Origin of the sequence: Porphyromonas sp. HMSC077F02, assembly GCF_001815465.1 — a bacterium.
Classification (GTDB): Bacteria; Bacteroidota; Bacteroidia; order Bacteroidales; family Porphyromonadaceae; genus Porphyromonas_A; species Porphyromonas_A somerae.
Map to the genome: position 1 here is coordinate 26,440 of NZ_KV820690.1, position 25,466 is coordinate 51,905.

Consider the following 25,466-nt stretch of genomic DNA (forward strand, 5'->3'; position numbering starts at 1 on the left):
CGCTCCCTTCGCCCTCACCCTCAGCGCCTTGCATATCATCCATTCTGCTGCCTTCCATAAAGGCTGGTGTTTCAGTCTTTATGAGAGGAAATAAAAGGGGCTGAAGTGTTCTGCATGGGGTAGCACCCTTTGGGGGCACTTCGGCTCTTTTTTGATATTGGAGTTGTCAGTAAGTTGTTCAACATATAAATATTCACACACTATATATTATGGAGCTAAAGAGAGTAGTAGTCACTGGACTTGGTGCCATCTCCCCACTTGGGAGCGACCTCGCCTCTACTTGGGAGGGAATGAAAGCGGGACGCAGTGGAGCGGCCCCCATCACACTTTGGGATGCAAGTAAGCACAAGACACAATTTGCATGTGAAGTCAAGGGCTTTGACCCGGCCGAGCATTTCGACCGAAAAGAGGCGAGAAAGTTCGACCGCTACACCATGTTTGCCCTCGTCAGTGCCGAGGAGGCGCTGAAAGATAGTGGACTCGACCTAGAGAGTGCCGATAAAAACCGCATCGGCGTGATCTTTACCAGTGGTGTTGGTGGCATCAAGACCTTTGAGGATGAGATGCTCGATTATAACCCCGAGAGAGGTCCCCGCTTCAACCCCTTCTTTATCCCCAAGATGATTGCCGATATGGCGGCAGGGCATATCAGCATGGCGTACGGTTTTCACGGCCCCAACTACGCCACCGTATCCGCCTGTGCATCGGGCACCAATGCCCTCATTGATGCCTTCGACCTCATTCGCCTCGGCAAGGCCGATATGATCGTGACCGGAGGTGCCGAAGCCGCCATCACCGTAGCAGGGGTAGGGGGCTTCAATGCCATGAACGCTCTCTCTACACGCAATGATAGCCCCGAGACCGCATCACGCCCCTTCAGTGGCAGTAGAGACGGCTTTGTGATGGGCGAAGGAAGCGCCACCCTTATCCTAGAGGAGTATGAGCATGCCAAGGCACGAGGAGCCCGCATTTATGCCGAGGTCGTGGGTGGAGGACTCTCTGCCGATGCTTACCACCTCACCGCCTCACACCCAGAGGGGCTAGGGGCCAAGCTGGTGATGCAAAATGCCCTCGATGATGCTGGGTTAAAGCCCGAAGATGTAGACTATATCAACGTCCACGGCACCTCCACTCCAGTGGGAGATATCAGCGAGGCAAAGGCCATCAAAGAGGTATTTAAGGAGCACGCCTACAAGCTCAATATCAGCAGTACCAAGTCGATGACCGGCCACCTACTAGGGGCTGCAGGAGCTATTGAGGCACTTGCCTGCGTGATGGCGATTTACGAAGGTGTCATTCCTCCTACCATCAACCATGCTGAGGAGGATCAAGACCCCGAAATTGACTATAACCTCAATTTTACCTTCAATCATAAGCAAGAGCGACCCATCAGAGTAGCCCTCTCTAATACCTTTGGTTTTGGCGGGCACAATGCTTCGGTGATCTTCAAGAAATACGAGGAGTAATCCCTCCCCCTAGAGCGTGGGTTCTCACCTGATAAATATGAAGAAGTACCGTAGCCTTGTAGCAGAAATCCTGCGATTCCTACACCTCAATAAGCTGGGGAAGCAACCAGTGGCTCACAAATCGGAGCGACAATTGATTCTCGAACAATTGGTAGGAGCCGAACTGGGCAACCCCCAGCTCTACGAGCAGGCCCTTACCCACAGATCTTATGAAAATGTGGGCAATCTCGGGAGCAATGAGCGACTAGAGTTTCTTGGCGATAGTGTGGTCAACCTTGCGGTAGGGGATGCCCTCTTCGCACTCTATCCAGAAGAGTCGGAGGGGGTGCTCACCAATATCCGCTCCTTTTTGGTGAGCCGAACCAATATGAATGCCACTGCTGAGAAGCTAGGCCTAGAGCCCCTTATCTATGCTGATAGCGGGCTACAGATCAAGGGGTCCGACCTCCTCGGCAATACCCTTGAGGCACTCGTGGGGGCGATCTACCTCGATAAAGGGTACCCTTTCGCAGCACAATTTGTCCGCAGTCACCTCATTGTCTCTAAGAAAAATGTGAAGGTGGTGGCGAAAAAAGAGGAGGACTACAAGACGGAGCTGATCATCATGATGCAGCGAGAAAAGGTGCCCTACCAATTTCTCCACCTCGATACCAAGTACGATAAAGCTCAGGGCTTTATCCACCGCTGTCAGCTACAAATCGACTTCCCCGACCACCCAATGGAGACCATCGGCGTAGGAAGTACCAAAAAGAAAGCACACCAAAACGCGGCCAAAGAGGCTCTCCGACGGATCGAAAAGAGTCGGAAGTAGCCACCATTCAGATGGCCCCGAACCGCTGGCGGGAGAAAGAAATAGGTAAGGACCTCTGCGGAGCTCCGTATTAATAGTTGCTACGAAGAATCCACATGGTAAGCCCCCTGTTTTCCAATCCATCTCCCATCGTAAAATCACCCCTATAATCAAGGCAAAAACTGAGTTGCAACTAAGCGATCGGCGAGTTGCAACTAAGCAATTGCCGAGATGCAACAAAGCAAATGCTTAGTTGCATAAACTTTTGCTTTTATAGGGGTTTGTATATCAGTGACTTATAAACCGGCTTCAAGAGACCTTCGGGAACGCTCCCATGAGCTTCCTGAAGGTCTTTTATTTGTCACCTAAACTTCTGATGCAGTTAACGTCAGTGTAACATACAAGTGCCACCTTTGCACTGTGAAAAAAGAAATAGAAGTTTTTATCTAACTCACAAGCACTGTATGCCGAAGAAACTAATTAGAATTTTCATAGCTCTCCTACTGCTCACCCCCATTTTTGCCAATGCGTCTGAGCCCGACGGGGATAAAGGGGGTGCCATTAAAGGTACCGTAGTCGACCGTAGCAATAAAGAGCCCCTTATCGGAGCCAAAGTAGTGGTTCAGGGGCAAACCAAAGGTGGCGTCACCGACCTCGACGGTCACTTTCAGATCGAAGGGGTTGAAGCGGGCGCAGTCACCCTAGTGATCAGTTATATTTCCTATAATACCCTCAAAGTAGAGGAGCTCGTAATCCGACCCAATGAAATCACTACTATTGAGGTTGCTCTTGACGCCAGCACAGAGCAGTTGCAAGAGTTTATCGTCACAGCCAAGGCCAATCGGGAGTCCGAAAACCTCCTTCTCCTTGAGCAAAAGCAATCGCTCCTCGCCGTGAAAGCCCTCGGTGCTATGGAGCTTTCACGTAAAGGTATCAGCAATGCCGAAGCCGCCGTCGCTCAGATCTCAGGAGTCAGCAAGCAAGAAGGGGTGAAGAATGTATTTGTGCGTGGATTGGGCGACCGCTACAATGCCACCTACCTCAATGGCTTCCCCATTCCCTCCGACGACCCAGAGTACAAGAATATTGCACTTGATATGTTTGAAACCGATATGATACAAAATATATCGGTGCAGAAAGCCTTTAGTGCCACCCACGGAGGTGATGTTGGAGGTGCCGTCATCGACATCTCCTCCAAAGAGTTATTCGGAGAAAAACTACTAGATATCAGCCTCTCCGGCGGGGTCAATACCTCCGTGATGGGAAATACCTTCTACCGCCAAGATGGCACTAATTACTTCGGCATTTCCCGTACACAAGAGCCCGCCGACGGCACCTATAGTGCCTTCACCAAGCTCCCAGCCGGCACCCCTTATCAATTTCAAAATAAGTTGCAGCCCAAGGCCTACAACCGCCCTATCGACCACGGATTTGGGCTCTCCGCTGGCAAACTCTTCAACTTTAATGAAAATGCCCTCTCACTCCTCCTAGTCGCCAATCACAGCATTGACCACTCACATACCGAGCAGCTCAATCGCACCCTAGCTCCTATTGGAGGTTTTTCAGTCGATCTAAAAGGGCCCAACTCCGAGATCACCACTCGGCAGATGGCACTCCTCAATGCCTCACTCGACCTACATAAAAAGCATCAGCTAGAGTACAACCTCCTCACCATCCACTCCAATAACCAGTACGTAGCTCAGCTAAAAGGTAATGATTACGTTGCCAATGAAAATGATGGCCTCGTACGTATGTACCGCCAGCAGGCCAATGACAACCTCCTTATCGTGAATCAGCTAGATACCGATTGGAGCCTCAGCGACAAGTTGCACCTCAATATCGGCACCTCGCTCAATCTGATGCGAGCCAAAGAGCCCGACCGTCGCCTCTTTTACCTCTCTGGCGAGGGCCAAGGCGACGATACTAAGTGGGTCACCATGGCGAGCAACACCAACCGCCGATTCTACTCCTCCCTCACCGAAAATGACTACAATGCCAAGGCGGCACTTGAGTGGAGCTTTAATAAGGAGAGCTACCTGCGGTTAGGCTACATTGGCCGGTACGTCGACCACCACTTCACCTCCCGAGAGTACAATCACGACCCTGTCTCAGGCAAGTCGGTTATGGAGAGCAATATCGACCAATTCGATTGGGATAGAGACTTCTACAATAGTCAGAACCTCCGCACCGAGGCCAATCCTAGCGGTTTTACCTTAGTGCAGGGCGAGGAGTTCTGGTACCATTCACAGAAGCAAATACACGGTGCCTACCTCGAGGGGACCTTTCCACTACTAGAGAAGCTAATGCTACAAGCCAGTCTCCGTGCCGATTGGGTAGACCTCACCGTGAAATACGGCCAAGCAGATAAGGAGAAGCAAGATAGCCAAATCCATAAATTCTACCTCCTCCCCTCCCTCAACCTTAAGTACGACCTCACCGATAAGCAGGCACTCCGACTCAGTCTCTCCAAGAGCTACACCCTCCCTCAGGTAAAGGAGATTTCCCTCTACCAGTACGTCAATATAGGTTACGTAAGCATCGGTAACCCCGATATCAAGCCGTCGGACCTTTGGAATATCGACCTCAAGTGGGACTACTACCTCTCCCCTACAGAGATACTCACCGTCACCGGTTTTTATAAGCACCTCAAGAACCCCATGGCACGCGTCGACCGCTACATTAGCTCAGGGGCACAAGAGTATGCCAATCCGGCGCCAAAGGTAGACCTCGCCGGTATCGAGCTCGAGTTCAAAAAGAACCTTTGGCAAAAGACTGCCCTTCTCTCTGCTTCCAAGCACACCCTCGACTTAGGTCTCAGTGGCTCCTACATCTGGTCCCATATTCCACTCGAGAATGTAGAGGAGACCAGCCGCAATGCCACCCTCGAAGGCTCCTCCCCTTGGCTCCTCAATACCGACCTCACCTATGCCTATACCAAGGGGTGGCGCCACTACACCCTCGCCATGGTGCTCAGCTACTTTAGCGACCGCATCCACACTTATGGCTCTAGAGGTATCACTCGTGGTGGACTGCAATACGATATTATGGAGCAAGGAAGAGCCAACCTTAACCTCGTCGGCTCGGCCAAACTGAGCCACCAACTCTCCCTGAAGCTCAAAGCCAATAACCTACTCAATAGCCCCTACACCCGAAAGCAACAACCCAATGATGGCTCCGAAGCCCAAGTGGTGAGCGAGTATCGAAAGGGCGTTAGCTTTAGTGTGGGACTATCCTACAACTTTTAAGTGAATCAAGATTACATAACTATCAAGTAAAAAGAAAAAAGTAATTATGAAGATCAATTTGAAGACCTTACTCTTGGCAGCCATCATGCTGTCAGTAGCACTAGTTGCATGCGATGGCGACGAGCCAACGCCAACCCCAACTCCAAAGCCCGACCCCACTCCCGAGGTGCAAGTGAAGCCACTCAAAGGGGATATTACCAACGCAATGGTACTCGATGCTCAAAGCTATATCCTTTCTGGTACCGTAAGAGTAAAGGCTGGGGCTAGCCTCACCATTCCTGCCGGTACCGTAATCAAGGCAGAGAAAGGCTTTGACCAGTATATTCTCGTTGAGCAAGGCGGTAAGATCTATATCAATGGTACCGCTGAGAAGCCAGTTGTGATGACCGCCAATAGCGATAAGGCCGACTCAGGCTATTGGGGTGGTCTCATCATCAATGGCTACGCCCCCATCACCAATGGTGGCACCAATAAGACCGAGATCGACCCTTCCAAGCCTTACGGTGGCGATAAGGCCGATGACAATTCTGGAGTCATCACCTACCTTATCCTCGACTATACCGGAGCCAAAAACGATGCCAATACCGAGCACAATGGTCTTACCCTCAATGCTGTAGGTAATGGCACTAAGATCGACAATGTACTTGTGCGTGAGAGTGCCGATGATGCTATTGAGTTCTTCGGCGGTACGGTCAATGTTACCAACTTCATCTCGGTCAATGCCGATGACGATATGTTCGACTTCACCGAGGGTTACAGCGGTACCCTCCAAAATGCCTACGGACTATGGAGCGAAAACCACTCCAGTACCGAGAAGGATCCACGTGGTATAGAGGCCGATGGCAATCACGATGGCAATTCCCCTGAGGGAACCCCACAGTCCAACTTCACCGTGAAGGATGTTACCTTTGTGTTCAATGCCAAGCCCTCTACAGATGCTACCCTCATGTGCGACGATGTGATCAAGATACGCCGTGGTGCCATCGCTACTATCCAAAATGCCCTGATTAAGGGACAAGGACAGGTGAAAAATGTCCTCGACTTCACAGATAAAAAGGGTGCTGCCGACTCCCGCACCAAGGTGGAGTACACCTCCCTACTTACCACAGCCCCTGCTGATGCAGAGGTGAAGGGAACGCTCAACGACGGAAATATCCAGAAGAAGGAGGGGCTTACAGGTGCCGATACCAGTAAGTTGGCGTGGACAAAGCTCAAGTTCTAATCCCTCCCCACCTCACCCCAAAACCTATGGAGGTAACAACCATAATAACAACTAAAAATAGAGCTTTTACAATTCCATTAGTTTTCTAGGAACGGGTGTACGCTCACCGCTGAGAGGCAGTGGGCGTACTTTTTTTATCCTACCCTCCCCACCTTCTCCGCAGAGGGTAATACCTTGGGAGTAAAGAAAAAGGGAGCTGTGCAGGTATCTCTCCTGTACAGCTCCTCTGTAGTTAAAGTATTTGGGGAAGGGTTACTTCACGTTTACGGTGATTTGGCCAGTGTAATCGGTATTCTTCTTGAAGGTTACCTTCACGGTGCCTGTTCCCTTGAATCCATTGGGTGCCCATCCGTCGAAGCCGACATTGATGAGGTTTTGCTCATTGCCATTAGCATCCTTCACCTTTGGGATCTCGATCTTAAAGTCGTCATTTGATAGTCCTTCAATCTCCAGCTTTTGGTTATTGGCATCTACGAAGAGGATGGTGACCCACTTTCCCGAGTCCCATGGCCCGAAATTGAGTTCGGTAATTAGTTCATCTTCGCACTCAAATGCTAGCTTTGCTCCAGCAGGGATATCGAGCTTGGCATCAATCACCTCCACTTCGCACTCCACTGCTTCAGCCCCTTCGAGTTCAGCCTTGACCTTGCACTTACCGAGGTTTACACCCTCCACCTTACCGTTGGTAGCTACGATAGCGAGTTGGTCTTCACCCTTCCCCTCTATCATTACTTTGCCTCCAGAATAGGTAACCTTGGCCTGTATGCCCTCGGGTAGCTCGTTATTGCCGATAGCGGTGACAATCGCCTTGACCTGTATGGACTTGCCCTTCTCTACAGTATAAGATGCTGGCTCAAATTGGAGCTTGTAGATGATGTTTTTACCATCGCCCTTACCTGGTTGGTCCCCACTGCCTGGCTTATTAGGATCGGGGGTGGGCGTTGGTGCTGGTGCCTCCTTAGGAGCTACCTTTACCTTGCAAGTGGCAGAGTTGCCATTAGCTAGCTTGGCGGTGATGGTCGCCTCTCCAGCCTTGATCGCCTTTACTAGCCCCTTTGTCACGGTGGCTACTTGGCTGTCGGAGCTCTCCCAGGTAACCTCCTCCTTGGCTTCCTGTGGGGTGAGGATAGCAGAGAGCAGTAGGGTGGTCCCCTCCTTCAGCTCAGCGGTGGCTTTGCTCAGCTTGATGGTTGTCTTTACGGTAGGGGTGTCATCGGGCTTTTCTTTGCAGGCTCCGAATGCTAGCATGGTGAGCAGTATCCCTAATGGGAGTAATAAGCTTTTTAGTTTCATACGTCTTAATCTTTTTTGTTTTGTTGATATAATGTTTGTTATTTATTCTCTTTAACTGTCACGGTACAATGGTCGTTGGCACCATTGGGGAGGGTGGCGATGATTTCGGTCTCTCCCACAGCCACTGGGGTTACGCGCCCCTTGTCATCAACCGTGGCGATTGTTTCATCGAGCGAGCTCCATTGTGCCTTGCGGTTTTTGGATCGGCGTGGCCGTACCTCCCACTTGAGCTGATAGGGCTCCTGCCCTAGGGTGAGGGTGATGCTCTTGGTCTTTAGGGTGATGTTGGGGAATAGGAGTGGTTCGGGCTTCTCGGTCAGAAGTGATGCAGGTTGCTTCTCGAAGTCGATGGTGGAATTATCATTATCCACAAAACCCTCGCCATCGTGGCGGCGGTGGAGGGCGTAGCCGTAGTAGGAGGACTTGGGGTCATTGTCACTCTGCCGTACGCTGGTGTAGCCTCCGTCGATGCTATCGGCCAGTCGCTGTCGCTTATAATCCTTTTGGTCGCAGATGGTCACTGCATCGATGATCCAGTCATTGGGTACTCGGATGGCGTGTGCATCGCCCTTTTGGTGTGCCTTGTGGTAGGGGAGCTCCTGTGAGTGCATGGGGCTGGGGTGCCCTGTCTCATAATCCCACCAGTACTTTTGCTGGTCTAGCTCCTCGGGTGCTGCCCCTAGCTTTAGGAGTAGGATGGAGCGATTGGTAGGAATGCCAAAGGGGGCACTGCTGAGGAACTCTTGATCCAGGTAGCCAAAGGAACCGAAGAGGGGGATCATATTGGGGACACTATTTTCATCCACCAACTGGTACTTGTAGAGGATTTGCTGTGGGGAGAGCCACTCAAAGTCGGCCCCCTCGAGGTTGCATGCTTTGCGCGAGCTCTGCTTGGCGTACTTCACGCCGTTGCCGAGGTCAATATTAGTGCCAAAGGTTCCGTCGCCATTATCGTAGCTGAGTGAGCATTGAAACTTGTATCGCTCGTATAGCTCCTCTACATTTAGGGTGTGATTGATCGCTACCGAGGAGAGGGTCTTGTACTCTCCTGGCTTGATAGGATAATCTTGGCCACTACCGGGGAACATGCAGAGGTTATCTACCGCCACGTGGGTAGAGGCAAAGTTTTCATCGCCCTTGAGGTCGATGGCTACGTCGTTTTGGAAGGCGGAGCGTGCCAGGCAAAGACCATCGAGGTAGAGGGTCTTATTGGTGGGATTGTAGATACGTATATAGGTATCGTGGCTGTAGGAGGTCCAGCCCTTTAATCCACTTGGCCACACGACTTCGTCCTCGGTGCCGATGTAGAAGACCTCCTGAATGATCAGGTTTTTCTCTTTCATGGCGATCTCCTCCTTCTTGAGCCCTAAGCAACTGGTGAGTAGGACTGCTATGAGGAAGGGGAGGGTGAAATGAGTTATTCGCTTATTCATAGATGTTAATCTTTTTTGCTTTCTGATAAAATAGTACTTAAAGGGGGAGGGTTATAGGAACCATGCTCCATACCCATTGCCACCAGTGCCAGCAGCGCCGTGTGTCTTGAGGTTGGCAACCGCTTGGAAGGCCTCTGCTGGGGTAAGGCCTATCTCTCTCCCTAGGTGTAGGTAGTAGGGCTCTTGCTCATTGGTATTGGCAGGGTCGCTATCAAAGCCCGAGGTGTAGACCTTGATCGGGATATTGAAGCGGACCACCTCTTGCCAGCCCGATGCCTCCATCTTGGGGTTGTCGAACTCTTGGCAGATGTACCCTGTGCGTGGGGGTTTATTATTGATTGAGTAGCTTTCGTCGCGGCTAGGGAGTACCAATTTACGTCCCTTCTCGCACTTCATCACCCTCACTGCTAGGAAAAACTGTGGTAGCAGATTGGTAGAACCACCGATACGGGTATACTCTTCGGCAGGGAGGAGCTGGGGCTTGCCATTTTCGTCGAGGATCTCTTTGCCCTCGTTGTCGGTCTTGTGTCGTGGTGCGAGGAGGAGTGGCCACTTCCTTTGGTCTACCGCCTCATCGTGCTTGTAAGCATTGTGTAGCAATCCATCAAAGTCTTCGATCATCGGCTCTCTATCATCGAGTACCTTTTCGATGCCTCCGCGGTAGTCGAATTCGAGGTGTCCCTTTAGCCCTACATTGTCTTGGTCCTGTGGGCAAGAGGCTAGGAAGTACTCGCTGCGGAGCGTAGGGGGGAGTAGGCGGATATTGTAGAGGGTGCGAACGCCATCGGCCATATCATCCTGAGTCCAGGTATCTCGATAGGTGTAGCGGAATACTGTACGCGATACCTCTCTCCGCTCCTCAAAGGTCTTGCGGTTTTGGAAATACTCCGAGGGGATGGGCTTCTCATTCTTATAGGCCTCCATATTGAGTGGCATCGGCTTGTAATTTTGGTTTCTATAATTTTCATCGCTCACTCCATTGCGGAAGCGTACGTCCATTACGTCGTAGGGCTGTCCCTTATCATCTAGGTCGCTGATGGAGAAGAAGATCTGATATTGGTCGGAGTGCTCGTAGATATTGTCGTTGATGAGCTTGCCATCCTTATTATAGAAGTAGAAGCAAAGGCCCCAGAGGCGCTTTTGCCCACCCACTACACGGAGGTAATCGGGACCAACGCCTTGCTTCTCTTGGAGCTCTTTATTGGCTGTAGCCTCGAGAAAGGTGGCGGTGGAGCGTCTATCGACCTCTACGGTGATTCCGGAGGTGGTGTTGCGAATCACTGCAAATTGCTCTTGCTTCCAAGGGGCATTGGGGTAGACGTAGTTGCCGTGTAGCTTGCCCTGTCCGTGGTCGTGCCCTTCCTTGATCATCACTAGGCAAGTGGCCCAATTATCGAGGGCACCACCTTCATCGAGGTTAGGGCCTGGCTGCCGATTTTTATCGATCAGTAGGCGGGTGGTCTCATTGAAGTAGACATCGGCCTCGGTGGTAGGTACCTTGGAGATGAGCAAGGGGTTGCGGTCCTCAGGTACTGAGACATCAAAGAATACAAACTTCTGGCACCCAGATAGAAGGAGTGCTGCTAGAAGTGTAGTGAGTAGGATTGCTTTATATTTCATAGAGTTATTGATCTGCTCAAAAGGTGATTAGAATATCAAACTGGCTTTGCGATTGAAGAAGCGAGCGGTGTCGTCGAAAAACATTCGGCGTAGCTGGCTCTCATCGGCATTGGGGTAAACCGCCTTGATGTCGTGGACAAAGGCGTCATGGTCACCCGTAGCATCGGCAATGACGCGGAAGGGGATAGGGAAGCTGATATCGTAGCTACTCCACTCGCGATCGATCTCATTGTACTTATTGGGGGCCATGGCTTGTAGCCCAGAGCCCTCGGCATTGAGGTCTTGATGATACTTACCAAAGGGGAAACGGTAATTCTTTTTATTCGCCTCATTATCATTGATAATGTGTGCGATGCGGATGCCCATCTGGAATTGCATGTGTGCCTCGTGGAAGTTGAGGATGCCCTTAAATCCAAGTGCTTCTTTTTGGAAGAGGTCGCCCGCTTCATTGATTTTTCGGCGGAACCTAAGTAGTCCCACGATATGGCCAGTTCGGATACGTCCGAGGTCGTCTTGGTCCTCTAGCTCGGTGCCAAGATACTCCTCTACAGGGTCGGTATCGCGGTATTCGTAGCTAAAGATTTGTGGTACTATCTTCCACGACATATCGTAGCTATCAAGCGTCTGATAGAGGCGGTAACTTTGCGAGGAGCCTTGTGGGGTGTAGGGCTCAAATACCTTGTTGGTGGCATAGAGCTTGGCCGCTTCTTGCGACATAGCGTAGCTGTATCGGAGTGGCTCCTCCTCTTTTCCTACCGGCACAAAGATATTGTTGGTAGAGGTGCGTGAGGCGGGCACCAGTTCTTTTCCCGCCCGCTTGAAGGTAAACTTGCCGATGAAGAGGCTATCCTGCGAGCTATCTGTGGGATTGAAGGTCATGGGGAAAAGGTTGGGCATGCCATAGAGTGAGTAGTTATCTACCGTGAAGAAGTGCTGGTGCACGAGTAGGGTAGAATTGGGGTCATCAATTCCACCAGCATCATTTTGCTGAGTTCCCTTGAGTGCGTACCAGCGTGAGAATTGGTGGTTGATCAGTTTGTTATTGATGTCGTAGTACTTTAGCTCGAGAGCGTAGCAAAATTTGTCGCTCTTCACCACGTCGAAGTGCTCTCGCTCACTGGTGATGGTGAGGCTTCCCTCGTCGTTTTTACGAATCTCTATCTCTTGGTAGACGGGATATGGGTACTCCTCGGAATCATCTAGGTCGTACGCCCGATAGTAATAGGGCTCGAAGCTGATGTCGTTATCGGGGTCTTCCTGTCGCTGTGCTAGTCGGAGGATGGCTTGGATAGAGTAGATCTGCTCGTGCCCCTCCACGATATTCTCGATATAAGGCTCGGGCGACTTGACTAGCTCCTCCATCAATCTTTGGCAGCTGCTGAGTGCTAGCACTGCTGTGGTGAGTAGGAGGAAGGGGAGTATGTTTATCTTTTGATTCATATGGATTGGTCTTTAAAATTCAATGATGGTACGAACGGTGTACTTAGCTCCCATTGCGTGAGCAAAGAAGCGAAAGCGGTCGGTATACTCCTTGTAGAGGGCGTTGAAGATGTTATCTCCCATCAGCATCAGTTTGACGGATCTTCCCTTGGGGAGGGCATAGGAGACCTCTGCATTGGCATTGGCGATAAAGTAGGCTGGTGGGGAGTCGGGTGCGAGGTCTTTATCGGGGTCGAATCGCTTTTGCTTGGTGACGTAGCTACTATCAAAGGCGATGCTAGCGTGCCACTTCTGCTCTTTTCCAAAGTCGCGCTCATAGCTGAGCCCTAGCCCATACCTATCGGAGGGCATAAAGGGCAACCAACTATCGTGGGTGATATTTCGGGCATTGATCCACTCCCCTTTGAGCATAATATTAAAGCCCTCAAAGGGTCGGATGGTGGTGAGGATATCTCCTCCGAAGAGGCGTGCATCATCTTGCTCGTAGATAAATCGTGGGTACTTACCGCTTGGGTGGTTTTGATAGCGGTCGAGCCCTTGGCCGATATTATCGTATATATAATTGTGTACGTGCTGGAAGAAGGCACTGGGCTCTACGATGATCCAATCATTGCGATAGGTGGCTCCGATCACCGGCTTGATGCCGATCTCGGGGAGTAGATCCCTATTTCCTACCACCCAGTAGGTGCCGTGGTGGAGGCCGGTAGCGTAGAGCTCATTGATATCTGGTGGTCTCCACGCAAGCCCCACATTGGCGCGTGCGGTCCAGTGGTCGTTGAACTGATAGTGTGCGGCGAGGCTACCAGTGACGCTGGCGTAGAGCTTAAACTCGTGGTACTTCTTGAAGCTATTGACACTGGTGTAGCCGTAGACATCGAGGGCACGGTAGTCGTACCTTAGACCTGCTGAAGTTTGGAGCTTGCCAAAGGTGGCTTTGTGGATGCCAAAGATACCCATGGTGAGGCTGGCGAAGTTGGGGATAAAGGCTGGTTGCTTGGTGCCAGGCTTATTGTAATTGGTCTGGTACATCACCGACACGCCTGCCTGGGAGCTGTGGTTTTCGTTCCACGTGCCACTCCATGCGGCATCGGAGGCGTAGGTGGTGAGTACGAGATCTTGCATTGGTAGCCAAGAGAGGTCGTCACGCTTGCGGTTTTCAAACTCCTGGCGTAGGTTGTTTTGGTACGATACCTTTACCTCGAGGTTGTGCTTCTCGGCGATGTCCCAGTCGACCTCGGCCTTGGCAGTGAAGTGCTGCGACTGCTGGAAGGGAGGCTCTATGGTATAGGAGAAGGGCTTGAGGGTGCTCTCCTCGGGGCGCCCCATCTCGAAGCGATTGAGCAGCTGCTGAATATCGGAGATGGCGCTGAGGTAGTAGATGCCACTTCGGGAGGTGTAAAGGGAGGCAAACAGGGTAGCGGTGAGGCGATCTCTTTTATATCCTGCATAGCCAGAGAAGCTGATGTTGTTGAAGCCGGTATTATTGAGCAGATACTCGGCAGTGGAGTAGTCGCCCGACTTCTGATACATCCCATGCAGGCGGAGACCCCAATTCTTATACCCCATCTCTAAGGAACCGGCTCCATCGTAGGCGCGACCATTTGTAGCATAACCTAAGTTGGTCTTGCACTTGATATAAAAGCGTTCGTGGCCAAAGGGAAGGGGCGCTTGATTGAAAAGGGCTACCCCGCCAATGGCTCCATGCCCATACCGCACGCTTTCTGCCCCTTTGATCACCTCTACGATGCTGGCACCGGTGTGATCAATCTCGGGAGCGTGATCTGTACCCCAGCTTTGGCTCTCTAGGCGTACACCATTATTAATAAGTACTATTCGGCTGCTGTGCATCCCTTGGATCACTGGCTTGGAGATGCTACTCCCGGCACTGATGGTGCTCACTCCTGGTATCTGCTCTAGCATCTTGCCGAGCGAGATGGAGGTGCTTTTGTCAAGTGACTTGGTGTCAATGGCCACGGCCTGCTGTAGTACGGAGGTGTATCGCTTTTGTCCGGTGACGATCACGTCGTCGAGCACCTCATTATCGGGGGTGAGGACAATGGTGATGGTCTCTGAATGGAAGGAGACCACCTCCTCAAAGGTCTTATAGCCCATGAAGCTTACCTTGAACTTAGCTCGGCTTACAGCCGTGGTGAAGGTGAGGGTGCACTCGCCATCAATACCGGTAACTCGTGGGGTGGTGGCTCCCTCGGCACGGACCACAGCCCCTATAACTGGCTCTTTGGTGCCCTGCTCTACCACCACGACGGTGACCGACTTGCGTGGACTACTCTGTTCGGAGGCAGCCTCGAGGGTAAGGGGCGCAAGAAGGAGAAATAACCCTAGCATCACACGGAGGTGGTGCTTGAATTTTTGATTGATCATGTAGTTGAACTCTTTTATAAATGATTTGTCTATTGTTTTCTTTAAATTGCAAAGTTACGGGCAATCCAAATCTACTTCTATAGCCTTTAATGGGTATATTTTGCACTCCTTTTTCGTCCACTATGTTGTTGTGTTTTGGACATTGAGGGATGTGTAGTGTGATTTTGTCTGCTGTATTTTCTTTGTTAACTAAATATTGCTTGCCTTTGTGGGTGAAACCTTTCGTGGGTGGTCGTCACTAGTAGCTACCTACTTATAGGTATTGCCTTTCGTGCTTTAACCATTTAATCTGAAATATTGTAGGGTTTACGCATTAGACACAGGGGTTACGCATTAGAAAGTTAAATCGTGTATCAATTAGATAGCTAAGGACCTCGGAGAGGTCCGACGGATCCTAGCCCCCTGTCGGAGGGCGAAGCCCGAACGACTGGGGGATTAACGACCATCCACCGCCCATCCCACGACCCCTTGCGGGTCGGACAACCTATTCTAGGACTAATTTTGATGTCCTAGCTCCTATTGTCCGACCCGCAAGGGGTCGTAAGTTGTGGGGGGGTTCATAACCCCCGAGTCGTTCGGGGCATTCGCCCCTCCGATTCGGGGCTAGAATCCGTCTGACCTCCCGCGAGGGGAGGTCATTACTACATTATCCTCAACAGCTGGGATATGATTATTCGTACTGTTACACGTACACGGATTGCATAGTTAACACCACGGACAAATCCGTACCACAAATAAGAGGGCAGATGGTCTTCGTACAACAGCCTAAAAAAGCAACAGCTATGTGGTCAAAAGTTTAGTTGCAACAAAGCATTTGCTTAGTTGCAACTCGGCATTTGCTTAGTTGCAACTCGCCGATCGCTTAGTTGCAACTCCGTTTTTGCGTTTATATAATGTTGAATATCAGTTTGTTATAAATGGTTTTTTTGAACCACTACTTTCTCCTATTTTATAGGGTCATTAAGTTATGAATACACTCCTAATGGGTAACCCCTGGGAAAAATAATGGGCCGGGGTTTGGCACATTGGATATTTTATGTATCTTTGCCATTGCAAATTTGGAATGGCGAGATAGCTCAGTTGGTTAGAGCGCAGGATTCATAATCCTGAGGTCCCGGGATCGTACCCCGGTCTCGCTACGAATTTTTCAAAACTTTGTCGAGGCGAGCCGTACCGTGATGGTATGGTTCGCCTGTCTTTTTACCCAAATTGTCAGTTGGTACCTAATACTCGTGGAGCCTAGTATATCGTATGAGACAACAGCTAATCATCACTTCGGATATTATCCAATGAGTGTATATTTGTTTGCTTATTAGATATAAAATATATACCTTTGTGGTGTCTCAATATTGAGGCAAATAATCTTTAGTCCGTTTCCTATGAGAAAAAGAGACGTGCTGAAGTTACTTGAAAAGAATGGCTGGCAGATAGTCAGAGGTGGCAAAGGCAGTCACACTAAGCTGAAGAAGGATGGGAAGATGGTAATAGTACCAGGTCACAACCTATCAAGCGAGGTGAAGCCTTTTCTGCTGAAAGAGATTCTAAAGCAAGCTGGAATCGAAGAGTAACTTTGGGGGTAAGGGGTCATCCCTTACCTACTAAAGATTTAAGTTGAATGTCAATTTTTAGCGACTAGTGATGAAGATTAGAGTTACTATTAACTTTGAGGACAATGGCTATAGTGCCTATTCTCGTGATGTGCCAGATGTACTTTTGACTGCTCAGGGAGAGACGCTTGATGAGGTTAAGAAAGATATGCTAGAGGTGATTGAGGAAGTCAAATCAATGGATGATGCCCCTTTGATCTTGAAGCAAGGGTATGAAGTGGATTGGGCTTTCTCCATTCCAGCTTTTCTAAGCAAGTTCGAAGGAATGCTCTCTCAGTCTGGCCTTGCCTTACTTTCTGGTATCAATCCAAGTCTTCTATCTGCCTACAAAAGCGAACAGAAAAAGCCTAGTAAAGCACAAGTAGATAAGCTACAGCAAGCAGTGAATAAGTTTGCCAATGATCTTCTATCTACTCCACTCACTGTATAAGTTCTTACCCCTAATGGGTTACTCAAGGAGGGTGCTATTAAGTGTTGCTTGCAAGTTTTATTGACACAGCACCCTCCGTTATTTACCTCTTTCTTTTCTTGCTGTGATATGTTAGGGTCGATTGGAAAGTCTCTATCCCTTTATAGTCCTCCCCCGCTTCGGTCTATTTTGTGTCATCTTTATCCATATTGTCAGTTGCTCCCCTTATGGCCCCCTATTGGCACTAAGTTTGCATATTATGGGGTAGTGTAACATCAATTCAATACAATATATAATATGAGCGAACAGGTAAAAAATGGAAAGATAGGGGTGCAGAGTGATAATATGTTCCCTATCATCAAGAAGTTTCTTTATAGCGACAATGAGATATTCCTTAGGGAGATTGTCTCCAATGCAGTGGATGCTACGCAAAAGCTAAAGACGCTCGCCAATAAAGGGGAATACGAGGGTAGCCTTGAGAACCTGAAGGTGGAGGTGAAGATCGATGGCAATCAACTGATCATCAGTGACCACGGTGTGGGGATGACTGCGGAGGAGATTGAGAAGTATATCAATCAGATCGCCATCAGTGGTGCGGAGGAGTTTGTGGAGAAGTACAAGGACGATGCCGCCAATATCATTGGACACTTCGGGCTGGGCTTCTACTCGAGCTTTATGGTCTCAGACAAGGTGGAGATCTATACTCAGAGCTACAAAGAGGAAGAGGAGAGTATCCGCTGGAGCTGTGAGGGCAACCCTGAGTTTCAGATGGAGGTAGCGGAGAAGCGCCCACGGGGTACCGACATTATCCTACATATCGATGAGGAGAGTAAGGAATTTTTGGATCCTACGCGTATCCGCCAGCTACTGGAGAAGTATGCTAAGTTCTTGCCTGTGCCCATTGTCTTCGGTAAGAAAAAGGAGTGGAAGGATGGCAAGGAGGTGGAGACCGATGAGGATCTGGTGATCAATGAGACGGCTCCGCTTTGGACGAAGGCGCCTTCGGAGCTGGAGGATAAGGATTATGAGGCGTTTTATGAGACCCTTTTCCCAATGAGTGAGAAGCCACTCTTTTGGATACACCTCAATATCGACTACCCATTCAATCTGACTGGTATCCTCTACTTCCCTAGGGTGAAGAGCAATATGGATCTGCAGAAGAATAAGATCCAACTCTACAGCAATCAGGTCTTTGTCACCGATTCGGTAGAGGGGATTGTGCCAGACTTCTTGATGCTACTGCATGGGGTGATTGATTCGCCAGATATTCCACTAAATGTATCGAGGAGTTATTTGCAGGCGGATCACAATGTGAAGAAGATATCGGCCTACATCACTCGTAAGGTGGCGGATAAGCTGACCGAGCTCTTTAAGGAGGACCGCAAGAACTTTGAGGAGAAGTGGGAGGTGCTGGACCTCTTCGTGAAGTATGGCATGCTCACGCAAGAGAAGTTTTATGAAAAGGCGGAGAAGTTTGCCCTACTCAAGAATACGGAGAAGAAGTACTTTACGCTCGAGGAGTACCGGGAGCTGATCTCTGCCAACCAGACCGATAAAGAGGGGCATGTAGTCTATCTATATGCGGTGGATACGGAGCAGCAATATAGCTACATCAAGGAGGCCAATGCCCGTGGGTATGATGTACTTCTGATGGATGGGCAGCTGGATATTCACCTGATTAGTATGCTGGAGCAGAAGCTGGCACAGTCGCACTTCGTGAGGGTGGATAGCGATACGCTGGACAACTTGATCCAGAAGGCGGATGATGAGAAGAAGGAGAGTGACGTCTCTGAGGAGGATCAGGAGCTTCTACGTCAGCTCTTTGAGGCACAGCTCCCTAAGGAAGATAAGGTGATGATCTCGGTGCAGACGGGTCATCAGGGCAGTGATGCGAAGCCTATCCTATTGGTGCAAGGGGAATATATGCGTAGGATGAAGGAGATGGCGGCTATGCAGCAAGGGATGAACTTCTATGGCGAGATGCCGGATAGCTATGTGCTGAACCTGAATCTCGACCACCCTCTGGTGCAGGGAATCGCTTTGGTATTCAATGAGACGGATCACCCCGACTACTCGGCTCTGCTGGCCGATAAGCGTGGACAAGAGGCACGTGTCTCGGCCATTCAGCAGCAGTTAGGCGATGAGAAGCTGAGTGATGAGGAGAAGAAGACCCTTCGCGAGGATCTCTCATCTACGCACACCAAGATTGAGGAGATAGAAGGAAAACTCAAGGAGATCTACAGTTCCTTTGGCGAGGAGCACAAGATCATCTCGCAGCTGATTGACCTCGGCTTGCTTTCTAGTGGCCTACTCAAGGGCAAGGCACTGGATAGCTTCGTGACCCGCTCAATGGAGTTACTGAGCCGTAAGTAACAATTTTTGTAATGATAAACCCGAATGGGGTGGCTTTTCTAGGCCACCCCATTTTATTTAATCATTACTGTCGTAGCTCCAAAGCCATTACAAGGTGGTCAGTATAGTGAAAGCTAAGAAGCCGGTCAGTGCGATCAGTTCGACGGCTTTTTCCTGTCTCTTAAACTTTTTGGATAGTACGAAATAGGTGGCAAGTGCCACGGTGAATAGTGCTTGTAGGGCGATGAGAATGATGGCGGTGGTGGTTTCTCCGCCCCGCATAGAATAACGTGCCACTATCCCGAGCACAAACCAAATGCTCATAGGGATAACGACCCATCGGCGATCCTTTAGTACTTGTTTCGAATCAAGGTATTGCTCTTGTTTTTCAATACTGCTCATAACTCATAAGATTTTAGTCGGTTCTTTTAATTGGTTTGCTGTAAAGGTACGCATAACTCCAATACTTTGCCCCCTCAATGACTGCCTTTTCTCTGGGTGTTGCTACTTTGTCGCTTAAATATTCTTTGAAATCTAAATCTGGGCTTGAATAGCTAAGCGATTTCACCTAAAATTGGTATCTTTGTAAGGTATAATAAATTAAGACAAGATGAGAGCGTGAAGCGGTACAGCTTTGACAATATATGAAGAGAGGGATCTGGTATTATATCCGTTGTTTTGCGATTTATCTAGGGGTGATGGTTATCGGCGTCGCATCGCTTTTTCTGCTGATTGCTAGCGGTGCGATTGGCTATATGCCACCGATTGAGGACCTACAAAACCCTATAGATAAGTATGCCACTCAGCTCATCTCGGAGGATGGTGTGGTGATGGGCTCTTATGCATTGAAGGGCAATAACCGTATCTATACCACCTATGATGAGCTCTCTCCCGAATTGGTGGAGGCACTGATTGCAACTGAGGATAAGCGCTTCGAAGACCACTCGGGAATTGATGCATGGGGACTCTTTCGTGTCTTTTTCAAGACGGTGATCTTGCGGCAGAAGAGCTCGGGCGGAGGTAGTACACTGAGTCAACAATTGGCAAAGCAGCTCTATTCGCCTAATGCCAAGAACTTCATGGAGCGAGCGATGCAGAAGCCTATTGAGTGGGTGATTGCGGCTAAGCTGGAGCGCTACTACTCTAAGGAAGAGATCATTACCCTTTACCTCAATAAGTTTGACTTCCTCTATCAAGCAGTGGGCATCGACTCTGCTGCTAAGACTTACTTCAATAAGTTGCCGAGCGAGCTGACAACAGAGGAGTCTGCCACTCTAGTGGGTATGTGTAAGAACCCATCCTACTACAACCCCGTGAGGTACCCGGAGCGTGCTAAAGGACGCCGTGATGTGGTGCTGGGACAGATGAAAAAGGCCAATTATATCACGAAGGCGGAGATGACCGAGCTACAGGCTTTGCCACTCACCCTTGTCTTTAAGCGACAAAACCACAGAGCTGGTATCGCTCCCTATTTCCGGGAGTATCTGCGTAGGATTATGATGGCCGAGAAGCCCGATAAAAAGGACTATCGCGGTTGGCAAGAGGAAGATTACAAGCGCGATGTAGCTCAGTGGGAGAGTAACCCTCTCTACGGTTGGTGCCATAAGAATAAGAAGTCGGACGGCTCTTCGTACAATATCTACACTGATGGACTAAAGGTCTACACCACCATCAACTCCCGTATGCAGGAGTATGCCGAGGATGTGATGCTTCAGCACCTGGCTGGGGATATTCAGATTGCCTTTGACCGTGAAAAGAAGGGGCGTAGCCATGCACCCTTCTCTAGCAGTATCTCAGCAGAGGATCGGGAGAAGATCATCCATCGCTCTATTAAGAATAGCGACCGTTATCGCTTCCTCAAAGCCGATGGGCTGAGCGAGCAGGAGATCCTCAAGACCTTTGATGAGCCGACGGAGATGACGGTATTCGACTATGCCAAGGAGGGAGGAAAGTATGTTACTATCTACCGTGATACGGTGATGACGCCTCGCGACTCTATCCTCTATCTCAAGAAATTCCTACAGTCGGGCTTTATGGCCATGGATAGCAGCACGGGCCATGTCCGTGCCTACGTGGGCGGAGTGGACTTCGGTACCTTCCAGTACGATATGGCGACCAAGGGGCGTCGGCAGGTGGGCTCGGTGATGAAGCCTTACCTCTTTGCCATGGCAATGAGCGAGGGCTTTACCCCTTGTACCACGATGGTGCACGAGCCACAGCACATCCGTCTCGCTACAGGGCAGATCTGGTCGCCTAAGAATGCCGGTGCTAGCAGAGTGGGGGAGGTGGTGACCATCAATTGGGGGTTGCAAAACTCCTCCAACTGGGTAACCGCTTGGCTGATGAGCCAGATGTCGCCCGTCACCTTTGTTGATCTGCTCTACTCCTTTGGAGTGACAGGAGACCTCGATCCTACGCCAGCGATTTGCCTCGGTAGCCCAGATATCTCGGTGGAGGAGATGGTGTCGGGCTTTAGCACCTTTGCCAATGCTGGTATGAGGGCGGTGCCTATTTATGTCACCCGGATTGAGGACCAGTACGGCAATGTAGTCGGCGAGTTTGCTCCCGATATTCGCGAGGTATTGCCCCCCGATGCCGCCTACAAGACCCTCCACATGCTTCGCAATGTGATGAACGGAGGTACCGGTAGCCGTACCCGATTTAAGTATGGCGTGCAAGCCGATATGGGCGGAAAGACAGGTACGAGCCAAAACCACTCCGATGCGTGGTTTATGGGCTTCACTCCTAGGATCAGTGCTGGTTGCTGGGTAGGAGGCGAGGATCGCTCCATCCACTTCGATGGTATCCGACTAGGTCAGGGTGCCAATATGTCGTTGCCGATTGTGGCGATGTTTTTTAAGCGAGTGTTTAATGATAAAGAGCTTCAGAAGCGCAAAGCTGAGCTGGGCATCGACCCCGAGGCTAAGTTTGTGATACCAGAGGAGTATGCCGACCCTTGTAAGTCGAAGGATGGAAGGGTGATTGCTACCTTTGAGCCTATTGAGGAGGGAATCGACCCGCTCTTTGAGTAAGCGACTTTTGGAGGCTATATAGATGTATTTATTTTAATCAACCAATTAATATTTAATTCAAAGATGTCAAAGAAGAGAATTTACTCCTTCGGCAATGGAGCCGCAGAGGGAAAGGCAGACATGAGGATGCTACTTGGCGGAAAGGGAGCCAACCTAGCAGAGATGAATCTAATTGGAGTGCCAGTGCCTCCAGGATTTACCATTACTACTGAGGTTTGCCACGAGTATTACGACCTTGGCGAGGAGAACCTTCGCAAGGAGATGACCGACGAGCTGGAGAAGAATATCAAGCAGGTAGAGGAGATCATGGGTGCTAAGTTTGGTAGCAATGAAAACCCACTACTTGTCTCTGTACGCTCCGGTGCTCCTGCATCTATGCCAGGTATGATGGATACCATCCTCAACCTTGGTCTGAATGACGAGGCTGTAGAGGGACTTGCTAAGAAGAGTGGCAACGAGCGCTTCGCTTGGGACTCTTACCGTCGTTTCATCCAGATGTATGGCGACGTAGTGCTTGGCATGAAGCCAGCCGATAAGAAGGAGATTGACCCCTTTGAGAGAATCATCGAGGAGGTAAAGCAGGAGAAGGGTGTAAAGCTTGATAATGAGCTAGAGGTAGCAGACCTTAAGGAGCTTGTAACTCGCTTCCGTGAGGCAGTGAAGGAACAGACTGGTAAGGACTTCCCAACCGATGCTCGTGAGCAGCTTTGGGGTGCTATCGGTGCCGTGTTTGGCTCTTGGATGAATGAGCGTGCTATCATCTACCGTCGTATGGAGAGCATCCCAGAGGAGTGGGGTACCGCTGTCAACGTACAGGCGATGGTATTCGGTAACATGGGCGATAATTCAGCAACTGGTGTTTGCTTCACACGTAACTCTGCAACGGGCGAAAACCTATTCAATGGTGAGTACCTAATCAATGCACAGGGTGAGGACGTAGTGGCAGGTATCCGTACCCCACAAGAGATCACCAAGGAGGGCTCTCTCCGCTGGGCAAAGCTAGCCAACGTTACTGAGGAGTATCGTGCTAATGAGATGCCATCTCTCGAGGAGTCTATGCCAAAGATGTACAAGGAGCTAGTGGATATTGAGCGTAAGCTCGAGGACCACTACCACGATATGCAGGATATGGAGTTCACCATCCAGGATGGTAAGCTTTGGATCCTCCAGACTCGTAACGGAAAGCGTACCGGTAAGGCAATGGTGAAGATCGCTATGGACTTACTTCGCGAGGGTTCACTCACCGAAGAGCAGGCTCTGATGCGTATTGATCCTAATAAGCTTGATGAGCTACTTCATCCAGTTTTCGACAAGGCTGCAGAGGCAAAGGCAGTAGAGATTTCTCGTGGTCTACCAGCTTCTCCAGGTGCTGCATCAGGTAAGATCTGCTTCTTCGCTGAAGATGCTGCACGTATGCACAATGAGCACGGAGAGAGCGTGATCCTAGTGCGCAACGAGACCTCTCCTGAGGACCTCGCAGGTATGCAGGTAGCAGAGGGTATCCTTACCGCTAAGGGTGGTATGACTAGCCACGCTGCAGTAGTAGCTCGTGGTATGGGTAAGTGCTGTGTATCAGGTGCAGGTAGCCTAGAGATCGATTACAAAGCTGGCACCGTGAGCGTAGATGGTAGAGTATATAAGGAGGGCGACTATATCTCTCTCAATGGTTCTACCGGTGTGATCTACGAGGGTAAAGTGCCTACTAAGGCTGCAGAGCTCGACCCCGACTTCCAATTCCTAATGGAGCTATCCGATAAGTATGCACGCCTACAAGTACGTACCAATGCCGATACTCCACACGATGCAGAGGTAGCTCTCAACTTCGGTGCTACTGGTATCGGTCTTTGCCGTACAGAGCACATGTTCTTCGAGGGCACTAAGATCAAGGCGATGCGTAAGATGATCCTCTCTTCTGATACCGAGGGTCGTGTAGCAGCGTTGAAGGATCTATTGCCATTACAGAAGCAAGACTTCCTAGGCATCTTCCGCGTGATGGACGGTCACCCAGTGACTGTACGTCTGCTCGATCCACCTCTACACGAGTTCCTACCACAGGATGAGAAGGGTGTGAAGGAGATGGCCGATGAGCTTGGTCTTTCACTTGCTCAGGTACAGGCACGTATCAACAACCTCCACGAGGTGAATCCAATGCTCGGTCACCGTGGTTGCCGTCTAGGTAATACTTACCCAGAGATCACCGTGATGCAAACCCGTGCTATCCTTGGTGCAGCTATCGAGCTTCAGAAGGAGGGCATCAACGTAATGCCAGAGATCATGGTGCCACTAGTAGGTACCGTGAAGGAGCTGGAGCTACAGCGCCAAACCATCGACGAGACGGCAGAGAAGCTCTTCGCCGAGGAAGGTGCTAAGGTAGAGTACAAGGTAGGTACCATGATTGAGATCCCACGTGCTACCTTGATTGCCGATAAGATTGCTGAGCACGCTCAGTTCTTCAGCTTCGGTACCAACGACCTTACCCAGATGACCTTCGGTTACTCACGTGACGATATCAATGGCTTCCTACCAGATTATCTTGCAAAGAAGATTCTCCCAGTCGACCCATTCCAGGTACTCGATCAGGAGGGTGTAGGACAGCTCGTTCAGCACGGTACCAAGCTCGGTCGTAGCACCAATGCCAACCTTAAGGTAGGTATCTGCGGCGAGCATGGTGGTGAGCCAAGTAGCGTGAAGTTCTGCCACAGAGTAGGCCTCAACTACGTGTCTTGCTCTCCATTCCGTGTGCCAATCGCACGTGTAGCAGCAGCTCAAGCAGCTATCGAGGAGAAGAAGTAATTTACTCCTCCCCATACAATACCAGAGGGTGTGCTAGCCTAGTCGCTAGCACACCCTCTCTTCTTTGTGGCTTATCGGACGAGGTACCTTATCGGACAAGTCAGACGGCGACGTCGTTTGTCCGACCAGTCCGATAAGGTACCCCTTGATAAAGGCAATCCGAAAAAGACACCCCAAAAAGGTACTTGGTTGGAGAGCACCCGCGAGGGTGCCACTCAGCTAGCCCCCAGTCAGAGGGGCGTGAACGCCCCGAACGACTGGCGGGAAAGGAAGCGATAATATAATAATCGACCCTTGTGGTCGCACTTGGATAGGAGAGTGCGACCGCAAGGGTCGTGGGTGTGGGGGTCTCTCGTTACCCGCTGGTCTTCGGGCGTTGCCC

15 protein-coding genes and 1 tRNA gene are annotated in these 25,466 nt (G+C 50.3%); 10 read left to right on the forward strand and 6 right to left on the reverse strand.

All coding sequences use genetic code 11. From position 1 onward, the window contains the following. The first annotated feature begins 209 nt into the window (after positions 1-209). The 4 genes from fabF to HMPREF3027_RS08900 all read left to right on the forward strand — a co-directional run bounded on the left by fabF (position 210) and on the right by HMPREF3027_RS08900 (position 6,723). The gene (fabF, locus tag HMPREF3027_RS08885) at positions 210-1,466 is read left to right on the forward strand and encodes a beta-ketoacyl-ACP synthase II (RefSeq protein WP_018027642.1); all 1,257 of its coding nucleotides are present in this window, start codon (positions 210-212) and stop codon (positions 1,464-1,466) included. Positions 1,467-1,503: 37 nt separating this feature from the next. Then, positions 1,504-2,277 carry a ribonuclease III gene (rnc, locus tag HMPREF3027_RS08890; RefSeq protein ID WP_070708251.1) on the forward strand — a complete coding sequence of 258 codons (774 nt, stop codon included), beginning with the start codon at positions 1,504-1,506 and terminating at the stop codon, positions 2,275-2,277. Positions 2,278-2,720: 443 nt separating this feature from the next. Then, positions 2,721-5,501, forward strand: a complete 2,781-nt coding sequence (locus tag HMPREF3027_RS08895; protein WP_070708253.1) for a TonB-dependent receptor — start codon at positions 2,721-2,723, stop codon at positions 5,499-5,501. Between the two features lie 46 nt (positions 5,502-5,547). Further along, a complete protein-coding gene (locus HMPREF3027_RS08900; RefSeq protein WP_070708254.1) occupies positions 5,548-6,723 on the forward strand; it encodes a hypothetical protein in 1,176 nt (391 codons plus the stop codon). Between the two features lie 252 nt (positions 6,724-6,975). Here the strand turns inward: HMPREF3027_RS08900 and HMPREF3027_RS08905 are convergent, their stop codons facing one another. Genes HMPREF3027_RS08905 through HMPREF3027_RS08925 form a run of 5 tightly spaced genes read right to left on the reverse strand, consistent with a single transcriptional unit; the run spans position 6,976 to position 14,891 of the window. Beyond that, positions 6,976-8,016 (reverse strand): Ig-like domain-containing protein, encoded by a 1,041-nt coding sequence (locus tag HMPREF3027_RS08905; protein WP_070708256.1) that lies wholly within the window; start codon positions 8,014-8,016, stop codon positions 6,976-6,978. A gap of 38 nt (positions 8,017-8,054) precedes the next feature. Beyond that, the gene (locus tag HMPREF3027_RS08910) at positions 8,055-9,449 is read right to left on the reverse strand and encodes a DUF4876 domain-containing protein (protein WP_070708258.1); all 1,395 of its coding nucleotides are present in this window, start codon (positions 9,447-9,449) and stop codon (positions 8,055-8,057) included. Between the two features lie 51 nt (positions 9,450-9,500). Further along, positions 9,501-11,069 carry a hypothetical protein gene (locus HMPREF3027_RS08915; RefSeq protein ID WP_070708261.1) on the reverse strand — a complete coding sequence of 523 codons (1,569 nt, stop codon included), beginning with the start codon at positions 11,067-11,069 and terminating at the stop codon, positions 9,501-9,503. Between the two features lie 27 nt (positions 11,070-11,096). After that, the gene (locus tag HMPREF3027_RS08920; RefSeq protein WP_070708262.1) at positions 11,097-12,509 is read right to left on the reverse strand and encodes a hypothetical protein; all 1,413 of its coding nucleotides are present in this window, start codon (positions 12,507-12,509) and stop codon (positions 11,097-11,099) included. 12 nt (positions 12,510-12,521) lie between these two features. Beyond that, entirely contained in the window at positions 12,522-14,891 is a 2,370-nt protein-coding gene (locus HMPREF3027_RS08925) for a TonB-dependent receptor (protein WP_083317577.1), read from the reverse strand. A 1,065-nt stretch (positions 14,892-15,956) separates the two neighbouring features. Here HMPREF3027_RS08925 and HMPREF3027_RS08930 point away from each other — a divergent pair. From HMPREF3027_RS08930 to htpG, 4 genes are all read left to right on the forward strand, one after another. Next, positions 15,957-16,030, forward strand: a tRNA-Met gene (locus HMPREF3027_RS08930). Positions 16,031-16,270: 240 nt separating this feature from the next. Then, entirely contained in the window at positions 16,271-16,459 is a 189-nt protein-coding gene (locus HMPREF3027_RS08935) for a type II toxin-antitoxin system HicA family toxin (protein ID WP_021902532.1), read from the forward strand. 70 nt (positions 16,460-16,529) lie between these two features. Beyond that, positions 16,530-16,928: a type II toxin-antitoxin system HicB family antitoxin gene (locus tag HMPREF3027_RS08940; RefSeq protein ID WP_021902533.1), complete on the forward strand. Its 399-nt coding sequence runs from the start codon at positions 16,530-16,532 to the stop codon at positions 16,926-16,928. Positions 16,929-17,204: 276 nt separating this feature from the next. After that, complete coding sequence (htpG, locus tag HMPREF3027_RS08945) at positions 17,205-19,280, forward strand: molecular chaperone HtpG (protein ID WP_070708267.1); 2,076 nt, start codon at positions 17,205-17,207, stop codon at positions 19,278-19,280. An 87-nt stretch (positions 19,281-19,367) separates the two neighbouring features. On the opposite strand, the gene HMPREF3027_RS08950 is transcribed toward htpG, so the two are convergent. Further along, complete coding sequence (locus HMPREF3027_RS08950; RefSeq protein ID WP_070708268.1) at positions 19,368-19,661, reverse strand: hypothetical protein; 294 nt, start codon at positions 19,659-19,661, stop codon at positions 19,368-19,370. Between the two features lie 242 nt (positions 19,662-19,903). Here HMPREF3027_RS08950 and HMPREF3027_RS08955 point away from each other — a divergent pair, with 242 nt between their 5' ends. Further along, positions 19,904-22,291 (forward strand): transglycosylase domain-containing protein, encoded by a 2,388-nt coding sequence (locus tag HMPREF3027_RS08955; protein ID WP_070708270.1) that lies wholly within the window; start codon positions 19,904-19,906, stop codon positions 22,289-22,291. A gap of 63 nt (positions 22,292-22,354) precedes the next feature. Beyond that, positions 22,355-25,084: a pyruvate, phosphate dikinase gene (gene ppdK / locus HMPREF3027_RS08960; protein ID WP_070708272.1), complete on the forward strand. Its 2,730-nt coding sequence runs from the start codon at positions 22,355-22,357 to the stop codon at positions 25,082-25,084. Positions 25,085-25,466 lie beyond the last annotated feature (382 nt).

What these genes read in the sequence shown, in the direction of transcription:
- fabF (WP_018027642.1), top strand. Translation starts at nt 210, where the DNA reads ATGGAGCTAAAGAGAGTAGTAGTCACTGGACTTGGTGCCATCTCCCCA.
- rnc (WP_070708251.1), top strand. Translation starts at nt 1,504, where the DNA reads ATGAAGAAGTACCGTAGCCTTGTAGCAGAAATCCTGCGATTCCTACAC.
- HMPREF3027_RS08895 (WP_070708253.1), top strand. Translation starts at nt 2,721, where the DNA reads ATGCCGAAGAAACTAATTAGAATTTTCATAGCTCTCCTACTGCTCACC.
- HMPREF3027_RS08900 (WP_070708254.1), top strand. Translation starts at nt 5,548, where the DNA reads ATGAAGATCAATTTGAAGACCTTACTCTTGGCAGCCATCATGCTGTCA.
- HMPREF3027_RS08905 (WP_070708256.1), bottom strand. Translation starts at nt 8,016, where the DNA reads ATGAAACTAAAAAGCTTATTACTCCCATTAGGGATACTGCTCACCATG.
- HMPREF3027_RS08910 (WP_070708258.1), bottom strand. Translation starts at nt 9,449, where the DNA reads ATGAATAAGCGAATAACTCATTTCACCCTCCCCTTCCTCATAGCAGTC.
- HMPREF3027_RS08915 (WP_070708261.1), bottom strand. Translation starts at nt 11,069, where the DNA reads ATGAAATATAAAGCAATCCTACTCACTACACTTCTAGCAGCACTCCTT.
- HMPREF3027_RS08920 (WP_070708262.1), bottom strand. Translation starts at nt 12,509, where the DNA reads ATGAATCAAAAGATAAACATACTCCCCTTCCTCCTACTCACCACAGCA.
- HMPREF3027_RS08925 (WP_083317577.1), bottom strand. Translation starts at nt 14,891, where the DNA reads ATGATCAATCAAAAATTCAAGCACCACCTCCGTGTGATGCTAGGGTTA.
- HMPREF3027_RS08935 (WP_021902532.1), top strand. Translation starts at nt 16,271, where the DNA reads ATGAGAAAAAGAGACGTGCTGAAGTTACTTGAAAAGAATGGCTGGCAG.
- HMPREF3027_RS08940 (WP_021902533.1), top strand. Translation starts at nt 16,530, where the DNA reads ATGAAGATTAGAGTTACTATTAACTTTGAGGACAATGGCTATAGTGCC.
- htpG (WP_070708267.1), top strand. Translation starts at nt 17,205, where the DNA reads ATGAGCGAACAGGTAAAAAATGGAAAGATAGGGGTGCAGAGTGATAAT.
- HMPREF3027_RS08950 (WP_070708268.1), bottom strand. Translation starts at nt 19,661, where the DNA reads ATGAGCAGTATTGAAAAACAAGAGCAATACCTTGATTCGAAACAAGTA.
- HMPREF3027_RS08955 (WP_070708270.1), top strand. Translation starts at nt 19,904, where the DNA reads ATGAAGAGAGGGATCTGGTATTATATCCGTTGTTTTGCGATTTATCTA.
- ppdK (WP_070708272.1), top strand. Translation starts at nt 22,355, where the DNA reads ATGTCAAAGAAGAGAATTTACTCCTTCGGCAATGGAGCCGCAGAGGGA.